Genomic DNA, 19,766 nt, shown 5'->3' on the forward strand with positions numbered 1-19,766 from the left:
TGTTCACCTGAATCTGACAAAAATTTCCGTTGTCAGTAAACGAGCCGACCAGCATTTTCTGGTATGATTAAGCCATATTGAGGTGCTGCAAAAGCGGTGTCTGCATGGATGTCACGATTGAAGGAAGTTAACGATGAACTACTCTGAAAGTGTTGCTTATATTCATTCTTTTCCGCGTTTGGCCAAAACCGGTGATCATCGTCGTATTTTGACATTGTTGCATGCGCTTGGCGACCCGCAGGAAAAAGGTCACTATATCCACATTACCGGCACGAACGGGAAAGGATCAACGGCTAATGCCATTGCGCACGTGCTGGAAGCGAGCGGATTAGAAGTGGGGTTGTTTACCTCGCCGTTTATTATGCGTTTCAATGAACGCATGATGATTGACCATAAGCCGATTCCCGATGATGAACTGGTACAGGCGGTTGCGGTCGCCCGGGCAGCACTTGATGGCTTGCGCACCGCTCAGCCTGACTTTAATGTGACCGAGTTTGAATTTGTCACCGCTTTGGCTTTTTGGTATTTTCGCCAACGTCGCGTTGATGTGGCGGTCATTGAAGTCGGCATTGGCGGAGATACGGATTCAACCAATGTCATCACGCCGGTTGTGAGTGTGTTGACAGAGGTGGCGCTGGATCATCAGAAGTTGTTAGGCAATACCATTACGGCGATTGCGACACATAAGGCTGGCATCATCAAGCCGGGAGTTCCGGTAGTCACCGGCGACTTGGTACCCGATGCAGCGGCAGTGGTAGCGGCCAAAACGCAATCCACCGGCAGTCAGTGGTTTCGCTTCGGTCGGGATTTCACGGTTCCCAAAGCCAAGCTGCACGGCTGGGGACAGCGTTTGACATACCAAGACGAAGCCGGATCGTTACCGGATCTGATCGTTCCATTGGTTGGGGACTATCAACAGCGCAATATGGCGATTGCGATTAAAACCGCTAAAGTTTATGCACAGGCAGCCCACTGGCCATTGACGGCGCGCGATATTCGCCAAGGCATTGCGGCCAGTCGCTGGCCGGCGCGGCTTGAAAAGATTAGCGATTCACCGTTTATTGTACTGGATGGTGCGCATAATCCGGACGGTATTAAGGGCCTGGTCGCTGCGTTGCAAGAACTGTTTTCCGGACCGATCACGGTGATTGCCGGTATTTTGGCTGACAAGGACTATGAAGCGATGGCAGATATGCTGACACGGGCATTTGCGACTGTTTACCTCGTGCCAGTGCCGGGGACACCACGTGCATTACCTGAAGCCGGATACCAAAGGCTTCATGAAGGACAGTTAAGAGACTCATGGCAGGCGGCATTGGCAGCCAGTTTGGACGATGATCCGGAGCAACCGATTGTGATCACGGGATCCTTGTACCTTGCTGCTGCCGTGCGTCAAACTTTATTGGAGGGGAAGTCATGACAACAACCGTAATTTTTGATCTGGACGGGACCTTGGTTGATACCGAAGCGATTTATCTTCAAAGTAATGTGCGCGCCGCTGCTGAGTTGGGTTTGAAGCGAACCGAAGACGATTTTCGCCCATTAGTCGGTTCAGCAGGGCCAAACGAAGCCAAGATTATTGCCGATCTTGTGGGAGCGGAAAATGCTGCGTGGTTTCAAGAATTTTCGACCAAGGATGTGTTGGATCGGATTCGCAATGGTGCCGATTTTGTGTTGCCTGGAGCTGATGAAGCCCTGAGAATGTTGCGTGCTGCTCGTTATCGGCTGGCTTTGGCAACCAGTAGTGCTCAACATTATGTCGATGTGGTTTTGGCAGCAGCCGGTTGGAAAGACTGGTTTGACCCAATGTTGACCGGCAGTGATGTCAAGGCACATAAGCCGGATCCCGAAGTGTATCAGGTTATGAAAACACGTTTAGACGCTGGCCCAGCAATCGTCATTGAAGACACGCATGTCGGGGTGGCGGCTGCAGCGGGTGCCGACCTGCCTGTGATCATGATTCCTGGTATTGCCCAGCAGCCGGATGAAAAAGCGACGGCCATTTTAGCATCCATCAGCGAACTGCCGGACTGGCTGCAAAAGCATCGCACATTTGCGTAATCTTCCTAATGAGTCATAAATTGGCTTAAATTCGCAGCGCACAAACAGGGCATTCAATCAGGAGTCGCTCGGAGCGTAGTTTAACGACCTAAGCTGATGCGACCTGCAAGTGTGCTACCAGGGGGAAAACGATGGCAGATGCAACTGAACAACCGCGTGAACGATTATTGGCGCACGGACCGGCAGCACTGACGGATGCAGAATTATTGCAACTGATTGTGCGGGCCGGGAATCAGCATTATCCGGTCAAAGAAATCGTGGGCGAGGTGTTGGCGACTTATCCGGCGTTGCAAGGTTTGGCAGAAGGCGATGGCGAATCGCTGGATCACATTCGTGGCTTAGGTGCCGCCAAACGTGCCAGTATTTTGGCAGGTGTGGAACTGGGCCGCCGAGTAATGCGCCGACAATCCGTTCGGTATGGGCAGATTAAAAATAGCGAACAGTTAGGCAAGACGATGGTCTCACGTTTTGCCGGTGCTAATCAGGAGTCTATGTTGATCTTGTTTTTAGATGTCAAAAATCAGATTATTACCGAGCAAACTGTGGCGATTGGTACGGTTGATTCCGCATTGGCTGATCCGCGGGTGGTATTTCGTGAAGCATTAAAGTTGAGTGCCACGAATCTCATTATGGTTCACAATCATCCCAGTGGCGATCCGGCGCCGAGTCAGGCAGATCGCGACACGACAACGCGGTTTCAGTTGGCAGCAGCGTTGCTAGGGATGAATTTGCTGGATCATTTGATTATTGGCGGGCGGGCGTTTTATTCTTTTGCCCGAGACGATCCTGACTTTAATTAATTCAAGAAAATTGTAAGGTTTTTTGAAATTGGCGGAAAGGTGCCAAAATCAGGCGGTTTCACATTTTGTCACAGAAATAAATATGCTATAATGCATTGAGTTAATACGAAATGAGTCAGCATAAGGAGAGAACGTCTTGTTTGGATTTGGATCAAAGAATATCGGGATCGATCTTGGCACCGCAAATACCTTAGTTTACGTCGACGGTAAAGGCATTGTCTTAAATGAGCCTTCCGTGGTCGCGAAGAATACCCAGACGGAAGAAGTCATTGCCGTTGGTGAAGAAGCCCGCGACATGATCGGTCGTACCCCGACCAATATCGTGGCGATCCGACCAATGAAAGATGGGGTCATCGCTGACTACGACACAACTGCGGCTATGTTGAAATACTTCATGCAAAAAGCATTGGGGAATGGCAGCCATCCACAGGTGATGATTTGCGTGCCAAGTGGGGTTACAGAAGTTGAAAAGCGCGCTGTCATTGATGCAGCGAAAGTCGCGGGCGCAAGGGATGCATTTGTCATTGAAGAACCATATGCCGCGGCGATCGGTGCCGGCTTGCCGGTCATGGATCCGACAGGCAGTATGGTCGTTGATATCGGTGGCGGCACAACCGACGTTGCCACGATTTCATTAGGCGGTATCGTTTCGAGCCGTTCCATTAGGGTAGCCGGTGACAAGTTTGACGAAGCCATTATCAATCATCTGCGACAGAACTTTAATTTATTAATCGGCGAACGAACCGCTGAAGCAATGAAAATTCAAATCGGTTCGGCATCGGTTGAAAAAGCCGCTGACATCGACGGAATGACGGTTCGCGGTCGAGATTTACTAAGTGGTTTGCCTAAGACAATCGATATTTCGGCAACGGATATTGCCACGGCGATTCATGAAAATGTGCTTGATATCATCACGGCTATTAAAGAAACGCTTGAAGAAACGTCTCCAGAAATTGCGGCTGATGTGATTGATCACGGTATCGTCTTGACTGGTGGTGGGGCGCTTTTGAAGCATCTGCCTGATGTCATTTCCGATGAAACCAAGGTGCCGGTTTTCATTGCCCAAGATCCACTTGATTGCGTTGCGATCGGAACTGGCGAATCGTTGAAGAATATTGACGTTTTAAAGAAACGCTAACAGCCCATAAATGAAGAGCTTTGCGTGTGGCAAGAGGCTGGGATGAAGGATCCTGGCCTCTTTTCGCGAGTGTGACGGAGGAACCAATGCAGAAATTCTTTTCCAATAAAAAATTGATCGCCCTCATGATCGCATTGCTGGTCAGTCTTGGCCTGGTCGCTGGGTCGACTTATGTGAGCAACAATCGCAATACCCCGCCGTTTATTCAGCGGATTGCCAATGATGTTGTTGGCATCGGTGGGCGCATAGTTGCCTTACCAGGGGATTTAGCCCGCAACGGGTTGGATGACGTGCATAATTTGATGAATACGTTCCAGGAAAATCAGCACCTGAAACAACAGCTAGATAGTCTGGCTCAGACCAAGGTTCAGGTTCAAACACTGAAACGCGAAAATCAACAGTTAAAACAACAGTTGAAATTGAATGGGACTTTGACCGATTACTCTCAAATTAGTGCAGCCGTTATTTTGCGAGCGCCGAGTGATTGGCGGAACATAGTGGTGATTAACCAAGGCAGTGCAGCAGGCGTTAAAAAAGGCATGCCGGTAATGGCAGGATCCGGATTGGTTGGCCGGATCGTTGAGGTCAACCGAACCAATTCAAAAGTCGAAATGCTATCGACTGCCAATAAGTCCAGTGATCGCGTCGCTGCTGCCGTTGAAACGAGTGAGGATAAAGAAGTTAACGGAATTATCACTGGCTATGACGAAAAGTCGGGTGATTTGGTTCTTGGCGAACTAAGCAGCGAGCATACGATTAAAAAAGGCGATAAGGTTGTGACCAGTGGCTTAGGCGGGATGACTCCAAAAGGCTTGCTTATCGGGGAAGTTGCTAGTGTAAAAAAAGATGACTATGGGCTTGCCAATAACGTTTATCTGTCACCAGCAGCGAACCTGAATGATGTAACGGTTGTGACGGTCATTTCGCGAACAATCAAGGGTGACTGATATATGTTGAACGAAAAACACTTTACAGGGCATTGGTGGATTATTTCAATCCTGCTTTTGCTGTTATTAATTGATGGCAGTCTGGCATCAGTGTTGGCTCAGTGGATTATGCAGCCGAGTTTTATGGGCATTCCGCAGTTGACCTTGTTAGGGTTGGTCATGGTGACCCTGCTGGTTCCGGAAGAGAAGTACACAACCTGGATTGGTGCTTTGATCGGGTTGGTTTTTGACAGCTTTTACACTGGCATATTAGGAGTCAATGCGTTATTGTTTGCGTTAGTCATTTATATCGTTCGCCAGATTCGGCCGTACATTCCACACACCGCAGTTTTTGTCGGAATGGTCTATATCATTGCGCTACTGCTGTATAGTATCGCCAATTATTTTGTGAATCATTTTATTGGCTATGGTAATTCTGGTGTGGTGACGCTAATTGCCAATCACCTAGGGCCCGGGTTGACCGTCAACCTGATTCTCTTTGTTATTGTGTATGGTCCGTTACATCGGGTATTGATTAACTTAGCGGAAGAATAGTTTGGGGTGATGATGTGGACAGTGTGGTCTTAAAGGGTCGAAACGACAGTCTGGCGCTACAGCTTCGGGATACAGCGGATTTTATGCAGATCATCAGGACGTTGAAAACGTTACTGGGGAAGCTGTATGAAGAAACGCCAACCGGTGAAGTCAGTTATCGCTTGGAAACTGGTAACCGTTTGTTGACTGAAGAGCAGCTTACCCAAATTCAATCGGTTTTCGCCGATTTTCCGCGTTTTTCAATCAATGGCATTACCAGTGCGGTCGTTGATAAAGATGTAGTGGCAGATATGGTTACGGGCAAAATGACGCATCGTATTGGCGGCGTTGTTCGGTCTGGCCAAACGATTGACATCATGGGTGATGTGCTTTTCTTGGGCGATCTGCATTCTGGTGCGACTTTATGTGCTTCCGGGAATATCTTTGTGATGGGTAAGGTCAGTGGCGTGGTACAGGCTGGCAGCCATGGAGATACACGCGCCGTTGTCGTTGGCGATCTTCAAGGGGCCAGCCAGGTGCGGATTGCCGATGTGATCGAGATTGTCGCCGATCACTATGATCCGCTCAAGCCGGTTGCTTATTTAAGCAAGTTACATACAATGACACACGCCAAAATGTCTGAACTGGCGAACATTCGGCCGCGATTATTCAAGCAAATGGAGGCTATGTAGATGGGTACAGCGTTAGTGGTTACTTCCGGTAAAGGTGGTGTCGGCAAAACAACCACATCGGCCAATATCGGCACCGCGTTGGCACTGCAAGGCAAGCGGGTTGTTTTATTAGACCTTGACATTGGCTTACGTAATTTGGATGTGGTTATGGGGCTTTCCAATCGGATTATTTATGACATTGTCGATGTTGTCACCGGCCGGGCTAAACTGCATCAAGCCTTGATCAAAGATAAACGTTTCGATGACCTGTTATACTTATTGCCAGCGGCGCAAAACGCTGAAAAGGATGCCTTGGAGCCAGAGCAGGTTGTCGAGATTGTTGAACAGTTGCGGCCGGATTTTGACTATATCATTCTTGATTCGCCGGCTGGTATTGAACAAGGTTTTCGCAATGCGACTGGGGCTGCCGATGGGGCAATTGTCGTGACCACCCCGGAAATCTCGGCAGTCAGTGATGCTGATCGGGTGGTTGGTTTGCTTGAACAGCGGGATATGCCGCTTAAACCACGACTGATTATCAACCGTATTCGTCAAAATATGCTGGCAGATGGCCGTTCGATGGACATTGACGAAATCACCAGTCATTTGGGACTCGATTTGTTGGGCATTATCGTTGATGATGACGGTGTGATTGAAAGCTCAAACAAAGGTGAGGCAATTGTCATGGATCCCGACGATTTGGCCAGCAAAGGGTATCGCAATATTGCTCGGCGACTGTTGGGCGATAGCGTACCGCTCATGGACATTCGCCTTAAAAAGCAAGGGTTCTGGGCAAAACTTTTTCATCGGCATACCGAATCATGACAAGCATCTGTGAGACGCAGACGTCGAGATTCGGCCATCGCGTTCCCGCTGAAAACTGAACAAATCTTTTGGAATAGTTGACTTTCGATGATTTTCGGTGTAATTTAGTGACAATTCATTAAAGCGTTGAGTGGAATCGATGAGCGGCCATGACTTTAAGCGAGTCCGGGTTGATGGGAACTGGGCAGTCATCCGTTGATCACACATCCATGAGTGGACGATTGAACATCAGTAGGTCGTCTCGGTTGGGCTCGTTATCGCCGTGGTTGAAATAACTACATGAGACCGATTGTGTGAGCAATTGGTAAATCTGAGGTGGAACCGCGGTTTAAGCCGTCCTCTTACAGCAATTTGCTGTAAGAGGTTTTTTTATGACTGCGATTTCGAATGAAACTTTTGGAGTTGATTTTAACCACACGAGGTCGGCTGTGTGAACAGTCGGCAAACTGAGGTGGTACCGCGCAAAAAGCGTCCTCTTGCTTAATGCAAGAGGACGCTTTTTGGTATTCTGCCAGCTGCCGGGTGCAAACCGCTAACCACAAAACGCTATTAACAAAATGAACAAAAACCATGGCATCAAAGTTGCCACGGATTTGAAGGAGGAAGCACCATGACTTATATTTTTCAAATTTTACCGGCTTTATTATCTGGTGTGAAATTGACTTTGGGGATTTTTGCCATCACGTTGGTTGGTGCTATTCCACTTGGCTTGATTTTATCGGTGGGTCTCATTCCCAAGCCTAAATCGATTCTAGGGAAAGCAGGCAAAAGCCTTTTGGAAGGTTACGTTTGGGTCTTTCGTGGCACGCCATTATTGCTACAACTAATGTTTATCTTTTATGGTTTGCCGATTATCGGAATTGTTTTCGATCGGTTCTCGGCGGCCTTGGTCGCATTTATTCTGAATTACGCTGCATACTTTGCGGAAATCTTCCGTGGTGGCTTTGGGGCCGTTGATGAGGGGCAGTTTGAAGCCAGTACCGTTTTGAACATGACGCGCTGGCAGGCACTGCGGTATGTCGTCATTCCGCAAGTCGTCAAAATTGTTTTGCCTTCCATCGGTAACGAAGTCATCAACCTCGTGAAGGATTCCAGTTTGGTTTATGTCATCGGCTTAGGCGATCTGTTGCGAGCTGGGAACATTGCAAGTGCGCGTGATGTCACTTTGTTGCCGCTTGTGCTGGTCGGGGTCATTTACCTGTTGCTGACGCTGATTCTGACATTCCTGCAAAAACGGATCGAAGCAGCATTTTCATACTATCGCTAGGAGGCGTCGAATATGTTAGAGCTGAAAAATATCAACAAATCTTTTAATGGCCGACCAGTTTTGAAAAATGTCACATTAACCATTGAGGATGGCAAAACCTTAGCGATTGTTGGGCCTAGTGGCGTCGGGAAAACAACACTGCTGAGAATTATCAGCGGATTAGAACAGGCTGATTCGGGCACCATGATTTGGAACGGCAAGCCAACAACCGCTCAGGCTATGCGCAAACAGGGCATCATCGGCGTTGTGTTTCAGAACTTCGAACTTTTTCCGAATCTGTCCGTCATGCGGAATATTACGCTGGCGCCCACACTGCAAGGGGTCGACCAGCAGCAGGCAGATGCGACTGCCAAGAAACTATTAGATCAATTAGCGTTAACTGATCAAGAAAAGGCATATCCTTATTCACTTTCCGGGGGACAAAAGCAACGAGTCGCAATTGCGCGGGCATTGGCGTTGAATCCACAAATCCTTTTGTATGATGAGCCGACCAGCGCACTGGATCCGTTATTGCGAGAGAACGTGGCCGAAATGGTTAATCAGTTTAAGGCTTCCGGGATGACGCAGGTCGTGGTGACCCATGATATGGACTTTGCCAAAAGTGTTGCGGACACGACTTATCACGTTGGCAAAGGCGGTGATGACCAATGAAACGGCGAATTCTATTAGCTGTCATGATGGTTCTGGCCATGGCAGGTTTTATCATCAGCGGCTGTGCGCGCGAAACCGTTAACAATTCCTGGCCACGGATTGAGCGCAACAAAAAAGTTGTGATCGGCTTAGACGACACGTTCGTACCGATGGGTTTTCGGCTAAAGAACGGTCAGCTTGCCGGATATGACATTGATTTGGCGAAGGCCGTTTTTAAGCGCTATGGTATCAAAGTCGATTTTCAGACGATTGACTGGTCCATGAAAGAAACCGAACTGAAGAATCAAACCATTGACTTGATTTGGAACGGCTATTCGGTAACGCCCGAACGCAAAAAAAAGGTCGCCTTTTCAGATAACTACCTAATTAACCACCAGATTCTGGTTACCAAAACTAAAAGTCAAATCAACTCGTTGCGGGATATGAAAGGGAAAACCCTTGGCGTCCAAACGGGATCAAGCGGTGCGTTTGATCTGGATGCTCAACCGAAAATCTTAAAGAACATGATTGCTAACAAAACCCCGATTCTTTACGATACCTTCAATGACGCCTTCATTGACTTAGATGCTGGGCGGATTCAAGGAATTTTGATGGATGAGGTTTATGCGCGTTATTACATTGCCCACAAAGCAGATCCGTCAAGTTATCATATCGTTAACGATCCTTTTCCACCAGAAGATTTTGCTGTGGGGATGCGTAAATCCGACCACGTTTTGCGCAGTAAAATTAACGCTGGCTTGAAGGCATTGAAAGCTGACGGTACCATCGCAAAATTACAAAAGAAGTGGTTCGGCAAAGTTGAGGATTGATTGCCGGGCGCGTTCGGATGAGTTTTGGTTAGTAGTTGCCATCATTTATCAATCACCTTCAAAACGCTGAGACAAATGCTATGTCAGGAACTGGCTAATTTGGCTGGAGCGACTTTGTTGTCAGTAGATAGTGTCAAGACGACGCTCCCCTTTAGAAACAAGCACCGCCGCTGGACTTTTGAGCTATCTTGTCGGTAAAGTAGAGTATAATCATTGCATGTTATTGCTTGACAAACAGGTTGATATGGCATGACTTAGCGAGGGGGCAGATTTATGTGGCTTTGGCTGACTTTTGGCGGACTTTATCTGGCAAATGCACTGATAGCGATTGTGACCGTTTTTCGATCGCATCGTGACATCTCTACGGTCTGGGCTTGGCTGTTGGTATTGATGTTGTTGCCAATTGTCGGGTTTTTAATTTATTTTGTGTTTGGCCGTAAGCTGCGGGCTGATCGCATGCAAGACTTGATGACGCAACGACTTTTAGGCATCAATGACCTAGTCGTTCAGCAGCAAGAAGCATTAGCTGTCGGTCAGCCGTTAATTGGCACCCCTGGCAGCGGCGGTGTTTCCGAGCTAGTTCGAACGTTATTGCGGGCGGATGATGCTTTAGTGACCACCCATAACGAGGTTCAGGTTTTGGCGTTACGCGAAGCCTTTTTTAAGCAATTGTTTGAAGATATCGGGTTAGCGACCGAGCATATTCATATTGAAGCGTACACCATTCAGCCGGATGCAATCGGTCGGCAGTTACGGGATTTATTAATTGAAAAGGCGCATGCCGGTGTTACTGTGCGCGTTTTGTACGACACTTTTGGGTCTCACGGCTTGCCGATTAGTTTCTGGAAAGGTTTGACGGATGCAGGTGGCCAAGTCGAGCGGTTTGTCGCGACGAAACTTGGACGATGGAATCCGCGGATTAACTTTCGAAATCACCGTAAATTGATTGTCATTGATGGAGATTTGGCCTATTTGGGCGGCTTTAATTTAGGAAAAGAGCATCATGGCTTGCCCATGTTGCGCGATACCCAGCTGCGAATTCAGGGTAAAGCAGTTGCTGTGATTCAAGCGCGCTTTTTGATGGATTGGAATGGAACTAGCAAGAAGCAACAGGTTAAAAACGTCGATGTTCTTTTCCGCGAACCGGTTGTCACCGGTAATACGACGATGCAAGTAGTTGCCGGAGGACCGGAGCAGCAGGTTGAAGCGATTAAGCTGGGCTATCTAGGCCTCATCAATCAGGCTAAGCGCAGTATATGGATCGAGTCGCCTTATTTTGTGCCGGATGATAGTTTATTGGATGCATTGACGATCGCGGCTAATGCCGGAGTCGATGTGCGCATCATGATTCCTAAGAAAACTAATCAGGAACTGATGGCCAAAGCTTCGCGGTTTTACCTGAATCAAGTCGTGGCCAACGGTGGTCAGGCATTCTTGTATGAGGAAGGTTTCCTGCATGCTAAAACGATTGTGGTCGATGGTAAATACGTTTCTACCGGAACTGCCAACTTCGACATTCGTTCCTTTAAGTTAAACTTTGAAATCGCAGCGTTTATTTATGATCACCGGGTCGGCAAAACGTTTCAGAAACTTTTCCTTGCCGACATGGAACGGGCAATGCCGTATACACAAAAAGTCATCGATGCCAAAAAGCGACCCGCACGGCTGGGAGAGGAACTTTCACGGTTGTTGGCGCCAATTCTGTGAGACAGTCGGTGCGTGCATAAGAAAAAAAGACCTAACGACAGACTCATCATGTCGTTAGGCCTTTTTTGCAAGTCATTCTATTAAAGCTCTTGGGTGATCGGTTTAGATAATTTGTAAACTAGCGAGGGCACCGAGAACGACGCCGAGCACAGTAATGATAATCATCACCCAAGCGCTGATGATCGTCATTTTTTGAAATTTAGACTTTTTCTTTTTCTGCACCGAGAACACCACCTTTGTTATTCTGCTGGCTCTCATTGTACTGGTTTTTGTAAGGCTCGGCAACTTAGATGGTGGAGGATTTTGAAAAAATTATTGTTTCTTTATGAATGGGATCATATTGAACCCTGTACGACATGAGTCGCCGTTGCAACGATTCATTTTTCAAATAAATCAAGCTTGACGCTTATCCCTGCTTTGAGTAGGGTTAATTAGAAAAGGATCAACAGACAGCGCTTCAGGCCGCTGCCTCCAGGAGGACTCGTTATGGTGTTGCTTGCGTTGGGATTGCCAATTTTAGTGTGGTTCGTGGTTGTCGCAGCAGTGGTGTACTTTAATTTTCATGGCGGTTCTTGGTTCCTCTTATTAACGCTGGTTAATTTTTGGGCCATTTTTCAGCTGACTTTTGCGAAAGCCCCGAATTTTATTTGGGTGCTTTTATTTACGGCCATGGTGATCGCTTTAATCCTGGTTATTTGGCAGGTCGTTCGTGAATATGATCTCATTATCTACCGTTATTGGCGCATGTTGACCAGAATCCTCTCATTAGCCACCACTTGTTGGTGGTTTGGCGGCATATTGATCTATTTTTTGGGATAACCCCCCACTTTTTATCCACGTTTTAAAAAAGTCCGTGATCGTTGTGATCACGGACTTTTTCGCGCCTTAAAGGTTTTTTAAAACATAAAATAACTAAATTTTGTTTCAAATGTGGTTAGATGTGGAGAAGAGTGGGGTGTTGTGGTAGACTAAAAATCGTAGGGAGGTGCCAGCTATGCTCATGGGTGAATTTGAACGCAGTATCGATGCAAAAGGGCGTCTGATTATTCCGGCTAAATTCCGTGAGCAGCTGGGGGCATCGTTTGTGTTAACTCGTGGTATGGACGGCTGCCTTTTTGGCTACCCAATTGCTGAATGGGACAAGCTTCAGACAAAGCTCGCAACGTTACCGTTAGCCAAAAAGGATGCCCGTACCTTTACCCGTTTTCTTTTTTCGGCCGCAACTGAATGCGAGATTGACAAGCAGGGGCGGATTAACATTCCTAAGTCGCTATTTAAGCATGCGGCTTTGAAGAAAGAATGCGTGCTTGTCGGCGTCAACACTCGGATTGAAGTATGGGACGCCGAGCGCTGGCAGGAATTTGCTGATACGGCTGAGGAAAACTTTGATGACATTTCAGAAAATTTAACGGACTTTGGGTTGTAGTGATGACAGAATTCAAACACGAAACGGTTCTATTAAAAGAAGCAACAACTGCTTTAGCCGTAAAACCGGAGGGCACTTATGTCGATGCCACGTTGGGGCGCGGCGGCCATACCCGTCGGATTTTAAAGCAGCTGACAACGGGACACTTGATCGCTTTTGATCAGGACGAAGCCGCCATTGCTGCAGTGACCGCTAGCTTTGGCAATTTACCACCGCAACTGACGCTGGTTCACCGTAACTTTCGGGAACTGACGACGGCACTGGCTGAATTGAATGTTGGCCATGTAGACGGTATTTTGTATGATCTGGGCGTTTCATCGCCGCAATTTGATGATTCTAAGCGAGGCTTTTCCTACCGCTTCGATGCGCCACTGGACATGCGCATGGATCAGCGACAGGCGCTTGATGCCAAGACTATCGTGAATGAATGGCCTTACGCTGAGTTGGTTCGCATTTTTTCGCGTTATGGGGAGGAGCACTTTTCCAAACAGATTGCGCGGCGGATCGAGCAAGCGCGGGCTGAAGGACCGATTACCACAACCTTCCAGCTGGTGGATTTAATTAAGGCGGGCATTCCAGCCAAGGCTCGGCGAACGGGTGGCCACCCCGCCAAAAAAGTATTTCAGGCGATTCGAATTGCGGTCAATGACGAATTGTCAGCACTGGAATCATCGTTGGAGCAGGCACTGAAGTTAATCAATGTCGATGGACGTATTAGCGTGATCACTTTTCAGTCGTTAGAAGATCGGCTGGTTAAAACCATGTTTAAGGAAGTCTCGTCGGTTCAAGACGTTCCACGCGGCTTGCCAGTTGTGCCAGCATCTGCCCAGCCGCATTATCGCTTGGTCACGCGCAAGCCGATCTTACCAAGCGCTGAGGAACTGGCAGAAAATCACCGCGCACATAGCGCCAAACTAAGAGTTATCGAAAAAATTCGCAACTAGGGGGTACAATAAATGCTTGAGAGTACAGCAAGACCTTTGGTGCAACAACCGGCGCCTAAACCGGTACATAAATCAGCTAGCGAACCCGCACCACATACACATATCGCATTCAGCGGATTCGAAAAAACCATGATGTTTGCCTGTGGGATTTTAGCCACGGCTGTTTGTGTGGTCTGTCTGTTCATGCAAAACTACCTGAGCAACACCCAGCGCCAATACGAAGATTTACAAGCGCGCATTATGAAGCAATCGCAGGCAACCGCGAACCTCAAGCAGGAAATTGGCGAGCTCTCTAATTCGGAACGACTTGATGCTTTCGCAAAAGCACACGGGTTTAAAATTATTAATGGCAATATAAAGCGTGTTGATAATCAATGAAATTTTTCAAATCAAAACGATCAACGAATGCACATCCAGCCCGGAATCGTAAATTATTTGGTATCGGACTGATCGGGTTTACGCTCCTGATTTTCGGTGGCTTCGTTCTTCGTTTTTCTTTTGTTGCTACGGTAGGCGAAGTAGATTCTAACAACCTTGCCAAGCAGCGGCAAAAACAATATCGCACAGATACGGTTCTGCAGGCACAACGCGGGGCCATTTTGGACCGCACTGGCAATGTGATTGCCGAGGATTCAAATACTTATACGCTTTATGCGATTCTCGACAAACAGAACAAGGATGGCGACAAGCCAGATTATGTCACCGACAAAGAAAAAACGGCCAAAGTATTGAGTCGTTATTTGGCGATCAGTGAAGACAAGATTCTGGCGCGTTTGAATCCAACTAAAAAGCATGTCTTCCAAGTGGAGTTCGGGACTCCGGGTACCAAATTGAGTCTGGCGATTAAAAAGCAAATTGATTCGGAAAAACTGCCGGGAATCCATTTTCGGGAAACCCCGTCGCGCCTGTATCCCAATGGCGTGTTTGCCAGCCATGTGATTGGCATTGCCCAAGCTCAGGGTAAAGGCGGTGGGCTTACCGGAGTCATGGGACTGGAGAAGCAATTCAACACTGTTCTTGCAGGGGACAACGGTTATCGCCGCAGCGAAACCGATGCTTATGGATACAGGTTGCCTAATGCCAAAACCAAGCAAAAAGCGCCGGTTAATGGTGGGACGGTTTACACCACGCTGGACAGCGGCCTCCAATCATATTTGGAAACTCTGATGACGGATGTTCAAACCAAATATGAACCAAAAGGATTGACAGCGGTTCTGATGAGTGCCAAAACCGGCAAAATTTTGGCAGCCAGCCAGCGACCGACATTCGATCCTTCAACCGGTGAAGGGTTAGGCGATATGTGGCGAGATTCCTTAGTCGAAGACAATTATGAACCGGGATCCGTCATGAAAATTGTCACACTTGCCTCAGCCATTCAGAGCGGCAAGTATCACCCAAATGAATATTATCAATCTGGTTCCGTTAAGCTTGACGGTGGAACGGTCAATGACTGGCGCAGTGGCGGCTGGGGCTCGATTCCGCTGAGCAAGGCTTTCCCACTCTCAAGTAATGTCGGGATGGTGAAAATCGAACAGGAAATGGGTGCCGGCATTTGGAAGAGTTATTTAGATAAATTTAAATTTGGTCAGAAAACCGGCATCACGTTACCGGGCGAAACCAGCGGACATATCAGTTTTGCTCGGCCGCTGGACCAAGCAACCACTTCGTTTGGGCAGGGTATTGAAGTGAATGTTATGCAAATGATGCAGGCCATCAGTGCGGTTTCGAATGAGGGTAAAATGCTGAAGCCCCAAATTGTGTCCAAGGTCGTACACAAAAATGGTAAAGAAACGGTTTATAAGCCAGAAGTTGTCGGTCAGCCGATTTCCAAAGAAACCGCCGCTCAGGTCATCGACGCCATGCGCCACGTGGTTAACGATCAGGATGGCACCGGAGTTGCGTATAAAATGCCAGGTGTTGATTTAGCTGTTAAAACAGGTACCGGACAGATTGCCAGTCCGAAAGGCGGTTACCTCACAGGTGATTCTAACTACATCTTTAGTGTGGCCGGTATTGCACCAGCATCGAATCCGAAATATGTGCTTTATGTCACCATGAAACAACCACAGAAAATGACGGAACCGGCCGAAACGATTTTGGCTAGCATTTTCAAACCAATGATGCAACGGGCGCTTGATACTACCGCTGACGGCACGGTCGCAAAAGACACCAATACGGCTGATGTTCCTGAGGTTACGAATGACGCGTTAACCACCGCACAAGATACCGTGAAAAAAGCCGGTTTTGACGTTGCTACAATTGGCACAGGCAATAAAGTTGTTCAACAACTGCCGGTAAGTGGAATCAAGGCACTCCGCGGTTCGCGTGTGCTACTGTTGACAAATGGCGCGATAACGATGCCTGATCTTACTGGTTGGTCGAAATCCGATGTGTTAAAATTTGTACAATTGACCGGTAAGAAATTCAAACTTGTCGGTGACGGCTTTGTTGTTCGGCAAAGTATTGCCAAAGGAACCCTTTTAGGTGATACCAGCGGAACAATCGAGTTCAAACAACAATAGAATTGGGGATAGTCATGCAACTTGCTCAGATGCTCATTCCGATGGTTTCGGCATTTGCCATTACAATTATGTTTATGCCGCTATTTATCGGGTACATGCGTTACAAAAAAGAAGGCCAGGTGATTCGTGAAGAAGGGCCGAGTTGGCACGAGAAGAAATCGGGGACACCGACAATGGGCGGCCTGGTTTTCATTGCTGCGATGATTATTTCGGCTATTTGGGTTAGCATTTGGCAACATCAACTGACGCTGAGTGTCTGGATTTCCTTGTTTATTTTGGTACTATACGGCTTACTAGGCTTTTATGATGACTTTGAAAAACTGGTTCATCATCGGAATGAAGGACTAAAGGCTTGGCAAAAGCTGGCAGGACAGATTCTGGGTGCTGTGATTTTCCTGATTGCGTATTTTCATGAAGGGTTCAATCATACTTTATGGCTGCCAGTGATTGGCAATATCAGTGCCACGTGGTTTTATGTTATTTTTGTCATTTTCTGGCTGGTTGGTTTTAGCAATGCGGTTAATTTAACGGATGGACTTGATGGCTTAGTTGCTGGGCAGACAACGATTTCGTTTGGAACCTATGCGATCATCGCTGCTCGCGCAGGCCGGACCGATGTGCTGATTGTTTGCCTCGTCGCAGTGGGTGCCATGCTCGGCTTTTTGATGTTCAATCATAAACCAGCACGGATTTTCATGGGTGATTTAGGTTCTTTAGCATTAGGCGGCATGTTGGCGGTCGTAGCCATCTTGCTTCATCGCGAGTGGTCGTTACTGTTAGTCGGAATCATTTATGTGATTGAAACTGCCAGCGTTATCTTGCAGGTGGCATCATTTAAGTTAACCGGTAAGAGGATCTTCCTAATGTCGCCGATCCATCACCATTTTGAGATGAAAGGATGGTCCGAGTGGCGGATCGATCTGACATTCTGGTTCGTCGGACTGATCGCTAGCGGCATTTATCTGACATTTTTTCTTTAAAGTCACGCTATAAAAAGAAGGATCAATTGTGAAGAATATTTCGGATTATCGTAATAAAAAGGTACTTGTGTTGGGCCTGGCAAAGAGTGGCGTCAATGCTGCTCGCTTACTACATAAATTGGGTGCCCTAGTCACTGTCAATGACAAGCAAAAGTTCGATAACAATAAAGATGCACAGGAATTGCTGGCAGATGGCATGCGAGTGATCACTGGCCGGCATCCGGTTGAATTGCTGGACGAAAATTTTGAATTGATGGTCAAAAATCCAGGCATTCCGTACAGTAATCCCATGGTTAAACGGGCGCAGGAGCTAGGCTTGCCAATTATTACCGAGCCGGAATTGGCTTATCAGGTATCCGAAGCTGAGTGGATCGGGATCACGGGCACGAATGGCAAAACGACCACGACAACATTAATTGGCTTAATGTTGAATCAGCAACGGCCGCACCATGCGTTTGATGCCGGCAATATCGGGATCCCCGTCAGTCAGGTCGCCCAAAAGGCAGGTAAAGACGATACGATCGTGGCGGAGTTGTCGAGTTTTCAGCTGTGCGGTATCAAAACCCTGCACCCCCACATTGCGGTACTAACCAATATTTACGAGGCCCACTTGGATTGGCATGGCAGCCGCGCTAATTATGTCGCAGCCAAAATGCGGATCACGATGAACCAAACGCCGGGTGACTATTTCATTATGAATTGGGATCTTCCGGAAATGCACAAGTTGGCTAAACAAAGCAATGCGCAGATCGTGCCTTTTTCCCGTAAGCAGGCAGCCGGTGCACGAGCTTCGCTGATTGATGGCTGGCTGACGTTTGATGGTGATAAAATCATGCAAGCCAGTGAGATGCAGATCCCTGGTTTGCACAATATCGAAAACGCTTTGGCAGCAATTGCCGCCGCTAAGCTAAAAGGAGTCGAAGATGACGCAATACGCGAGGTGTTGCGGACATTTTCCGGCGTCAAACATCGGATTCAGTATCTTGAAACCTTGGAAGGACGCCGAATTTATAACGACTCCAAGGCAACCAATGTCGAAGCTGCGACCGTTGCCCTTAATGCTTTTCATCAGCCGATCGTTTGGCTGGCAGGTGGATTGGATCGTGGATTGCCGATGGACGCGTTAACGCCGCTGGTCAAGGAACACGTGAAAAGCATGGTTGTCTTTGGACAAACAGCGCCATTGATGGCGAAAATCGCTAAGGATGCTGGGGTACCGGTTCAAAAAACAGACAATGTGATGAGCGCAGTACCGTTGGCTTATGAAGCCAGTCGGCCAGGCGATGTCATTTTGCTATCACCCGCAGCGGCAAGTTGGGATCAGTATCCAAATTTTGAAGTCCGTGGCGATGATTTCATTAAGGCGGTTCACCAGTTACAACAAACGGTCGAAAGCGAGGACAATTAAATGCGGCTGGTTATTTCTGGTGGTGGTACTGGCGGCCACATTTATCCGGCCTTGGCGTTAATCGAGGCTTTGAAGGCAGAAGGGAAGCTCGATGATGTCCTTTATGTCGGCACCGAGCATGGCTTGGAAAGTCGGATTGTGCCAGCAACAGGCTTAAAATTTGCCACGCTCGACTTGCAAGGCTTTAAGCGCAGCCTTTCCTTAAGCAATATGACAACGGTCAGAAAGTTCATCGGTAGCTTGAGTCAGGCAAAAAAGTTATTGCGTGATTTCAAGCCGGATATCGTGGTTGGTACGGGTGGTTATGTTTCTGGCGCGATTTTATTTGCCGCCGCGCGGATGCATATTCCTACCGTGATTCATGAATCAAACTCGGTTGCCGGTGTAACCAACAAGTTTCTCAGCCGTTTTGTCGACCGTGTCGCTATTGTTTTTCCTGAAGTGGCGTCAGCGTTTCCGGCAAAAAAAGTAGTGGTAACCGGTAATCCTCGGGCACAGCAGGTTGCCGGGTTAAAACCGAATGACCGTCTGAGTGATTTCGGACTTGATCCGCACAGGCGCACTTTGCTGGTTTTCGGTGGCTCGCGCGGGGCGCCCAAGATCAACGAAGCGGTTTTAGCCGCATTGCCGGTTTGGGGAAAAGCTGATTTTCAGGTGCTTTTTGCGACTGGACGAAGCCATTACGATCATATCAAACAAGCTTTGCCGCCGTTACCGTCTTCAATTAAGATTGTGCCATATATTGATGATATGCCGTCAATTTTACCCGATATTGGCTTGTTGATTAGCAGGGCAGGGGCGACGACGATTGCGGAGATCACAGCGCTAGGCATTCCAGCTATTTTGATCCCGAGCCCTAACGTGACCCACCACCATCAGTATTTAAATGCACAGAGTTTAACCAAACAAGGTGCAGCGCTGACCATTACCGAACCTGAATTAGGCCAGGATTTTCCCCAAAGGGTGGTGAACCTCATGGAGGATGATGCTAAACGTGCCGCCATGGCGCAGGCATCAAAGAAACTAGGCGTACCGGATGCCAGTGATCAGTTGATCGCCGTGATGACAACACTCCTTTCGAAACGTAGGTGATGATT

General features: G+C 47.8%; 21 protein-coding genes. 20 read left to right on the plus strand and 1 reads right to left on the minus strand.

Annotated features, from left to right (window positions below):
- Positions 1 to 133 precede the first annotated feature (133 nt).
- The 12 genes from BVJ53_RS01425 to cls all read left to right on the plus strand — a co-directional run bounded on the left by BVJ53_RS01425 (position 134) and on the right by cls (position 11,389).
- A complete protein-coding gene (locus tag BVJ53_RS01425) occupies positions 134 to 1,420 on the plus strand; it encodes a bifunctional folylpolyglutamate synthase/dihydrofolate synthase (RefSeq protein ID WP_129300829.1) in 1,287 nt (428 codons plus the stop codon).
- The gene (locus BVJ53_RS01430) at positions 1,417 to 2,061 is read left to right on the plus strand and encodes an HAD family hydrolase (protein WP_129300830.1); all 645 of its coding nucleotides are present in this window, start codon (positions 1,417 to 1,419) and stop codon (positions 2,059 to 2,061) included. The genes BVJ53_RS01425 and BVJ53_RS01430 overlap by 4 nt, the downstream gene beginning before the upstream one ends.
- A 131-nt stretch (positions 2,062 to 2,192) precedes the next feature.
- Positions 2,193 to 2,861: a RadC family protein gene (radC, locus tag BVJ53_RS01435; RefSeq protein WP_129300831.1), complete on the plus strand. Its 669-nt coding sequence runs from the start codon at positions 2,193 to 2,195 to the stop codon at positions 2,859 to 2,861.
- A gap of 136 nt (positions 2,862 to 2,997) precedes the next feature.
- Positions 2,998 to 3,999 (plus strand): rod shape-determining protein, encoded by a 1,002-nt coding sequence (locus BVJ53_RS01440; protein ID WP_129300832.1) that lies wholly within the window; start codon positions 2,998 to 3,000, stop codon positions 3,997 to 3,999.
- A gap of 86 nt (positions 4,000 to 4,085) precedes the next feature.
- The gene (gene mreC / locus BVJ53_RS01445) at positions 4,086 to 4,946 is read left to right on the plus strand and encodes a rod shape-determining protein MreC (protein ID WP_129300833.1); all 861 of its coding nucleotides are present in this window, start codon (positions 4,086 to 4,088) and stop codon (positions 4,944 to 4,946) included.
- 3 nt (positions 4,947 to 4,949) lie between these two features.
- Positions 4,950 to 5,480 (plus strand): rod shape-determining protein MreD, encoded by a 531-nt coding sequence (gene mreD, locus BVJ53_RS01450; RefSeq protein WP_129300834.1) that lies wholly within the window; start codon positions 4,950 to 4,952, stop codon positions 5,478 to 5,480.
- A 14-nt stretch (positions 5,481 to 5,494) separates the two neighbouring features.
- Positions 5,495 to 6,151, plus strand: coding sequence for a septum site-determining protein MinC (locus BVJ53_RS01455; protein WP_129300835.1), 657 nt, complete (start codon positions 5,495 to 5,497; stop codon positions 6,149 to 6,151).
- A complete protein-coding gene (gene minD, locus BVJ53_RS01460) occupies positions 6,152 to 6,955 on the plus strand; it encodes a septum site-determining protein MinD (protein ID WP_129300836.1) in 804 nt (267 codons plus the stop codon).
- A 610-nt stretch (positions 6,956 to 7,565) separates the two neighbouring features.
- Positions 7,566 to 8,222 carry an amino acid ABC transporter permease gene (locus BVJ53_RS01465; RefSeq protein WP_129300837.1) on the plus strand — a complete coding sequence of 219 codons (657 nt, stop codon included), beginning with the start codon at positions 7,566 to 7,568 and terminating at the stop codon, positions 8,220 to 8,222.
- A gap of 12 nt (positions 8,223 to 8,234) precedes the next feature.
- On the plus strand, positions 8,235 to 8,873 hold the full coding sequence (locus tag BVJ53_RS01470) for an amino acid ABC transporter ATP-binding protein (protein WP_129300838.1): 639 nt from the start codon (positions 8,235 to 8,237) through the stop codon (positions 8,871 to 8,873).
- A complete protein-coding gene (locus BVJ53_RS01475; RefSeq protein WP_129300839.1) occupies positions 8,870 to 9,682 on the plus strand; it encodes an amino acid ABC transporter substrate-binding protein in 813 nt (270 codons plus the stop codon). Before BVJ53_RS01470 ends, BVJ53_RS01475 begins: the two co-directional genes overlap by 4 nt.
- A 273-nt stretch (positions 9,683 to 9,955) precedes the next feature.
- On the plus strand, positions 9,956 to 11,389 hold the full coding sequence (cls, locus tag BVJ53_RS01480) for a cardiolipin synthase (protein ID WP_129300840.1): 1,434 nt from the start codon (positions 9,956 to 9,958) through the stop codon (positions 11,387 to 11,389).
- 102 nt (positions 11,390 to 11,491) lie between these two features.
- Here cls and BVJ53_RS01485 read toward each other — a convergent pair whose 3' ends face one another.
- Positions 11,492 to 11,611, minus strand: coding sequence for a DUF4044 domain-containing protein (locus BVJ53_RS01485; RefSeq protein WP_129300841.1), 120 nt, complete (start codon positions 11,609 to 11,611; stop codon positions 11,492 to 11,494).
- A gap of 264 nt (positions 11,612 to 11,875) precedes the next feature.
- Here BVJ53_RS01485 and BVJ53_RS01490 point away from each other — a divergent pair, with 264 nt between their 5' ends.
- From BVJ53_RS01490 to murG, 8 genes are all read left to right on the plus strand, one after another.
- Entirely contained in the window at positions 11,876 to 12,208 is a 333-nt protein-coding gene (locus BVJ53_RS01490) for a DUF3397 domain-containing protein (protein ID WP_129300842.1), read from the plus strand.
- A 175-nt stretch (positions 12,209 to 12,383) separates the two neighbouring features.
- Positions 12,384 to 12,815 carry a division/cell wall cluster transcriptional repressor MraZ gene (gene mraZ, locus BVJ53_RS01495; RefSeq protein WP_129300843.1) on the plus strand — a complete coding sequence of 144 codons (432 nt, stop codon included), beginning with the start codon at positions 12,384 to 12,386 and terminating at the stop codon, positions 12,813 to 12,815.
- 2 nt (positions 12,816 to 12,817) lie between these two features.
- Positions 12,818 to 13,759, plus strand: coding sequence for a 16S rRNA (cytosine(1402)-N(4))-methyltransferase RsmH (gene rsmH / locus BVJ53_RS01500; protein WP_129300844.1), 942 nt, complete (start codon positions 12,818 to 12,820; stop codon positions 13,757 to 13,759).
- A gap of 12 nt (positions 13,760 to 13,771) precedes the next feature.
- Entirely contained in the window at positions 13,772 to 14,137 is a 366-nt protein-coding gene (gene ftsL, locus BVJ53_RS01505) for a cell division protein FtsL (RefSeq protein WP_129300845.1), read from the plus strand.
- Positions 14,134 to 16,281: a penicillin-binding protein gene (locus tag BVJ53_RS01510; protein ID WP_129300846.1), complete on the plus strand. Its 2,148-nt coding sequence runs from the start codon at positions 14,134 to 14,136 to the stop codon at positions 16,279 to 16,281. The genes ftsL and BVJ53_RS01510 overlap by 4 nt, the downstream gene beginning before the upstream one ends.
- Before the next feature lie 14 nt (positions 16,282 to 16,295).
- Entirely contained in the window at positions 16,296 to 17,261 is a 966-nt protein-coding gene (gene mraY, locus BVJ53_RS01515; protein WP_129300847.1) for a phospho-N-acetylmuramoyl-pentapeptide-transferase, read from the plus strand.
- Positions 17,262 to 17,289: 28 nt separating this feature from the next.
- Positions 17,290 to 18,669 (plus strand): UDP-N-acetylmuramoyl-L-alanine--D-glutamate ligase, encoded by a 1,380-nt coding sequence (gene murD, locus BVJ53_RS01520; RefSeq protein WP_129300848.1) that lies wholly within the window; start codon positions 17,290 to 17,292, stop codon positions 18,667 to 18,669.
- A complete protein-coding gene (gene murG / locus BVJ53_RS01525; RefSeq protein ID WP_129300849.1) occupies positions 18,670 to 19,761 on the plus strand; it encodes an undecaprenyldiphospho-muramoylpentapeptide beta-N-acetylglucosaminyltransferase in 1,092 nt (363 codons plus the stop codon).
- Positions 19,762 to 19,766 lie beyond the last annotated feature (5 nt).

This window comes from Lacticaseibacillus chiayiensis (assembly GCF_004123795.1).
Classification (GTDB): Bacteria; Bacillota; Bacilli; order Lactobacillales; family Lactobacillaceae; genus Lacticaseibacillus; species Lacticaseibacillus chiayiensis.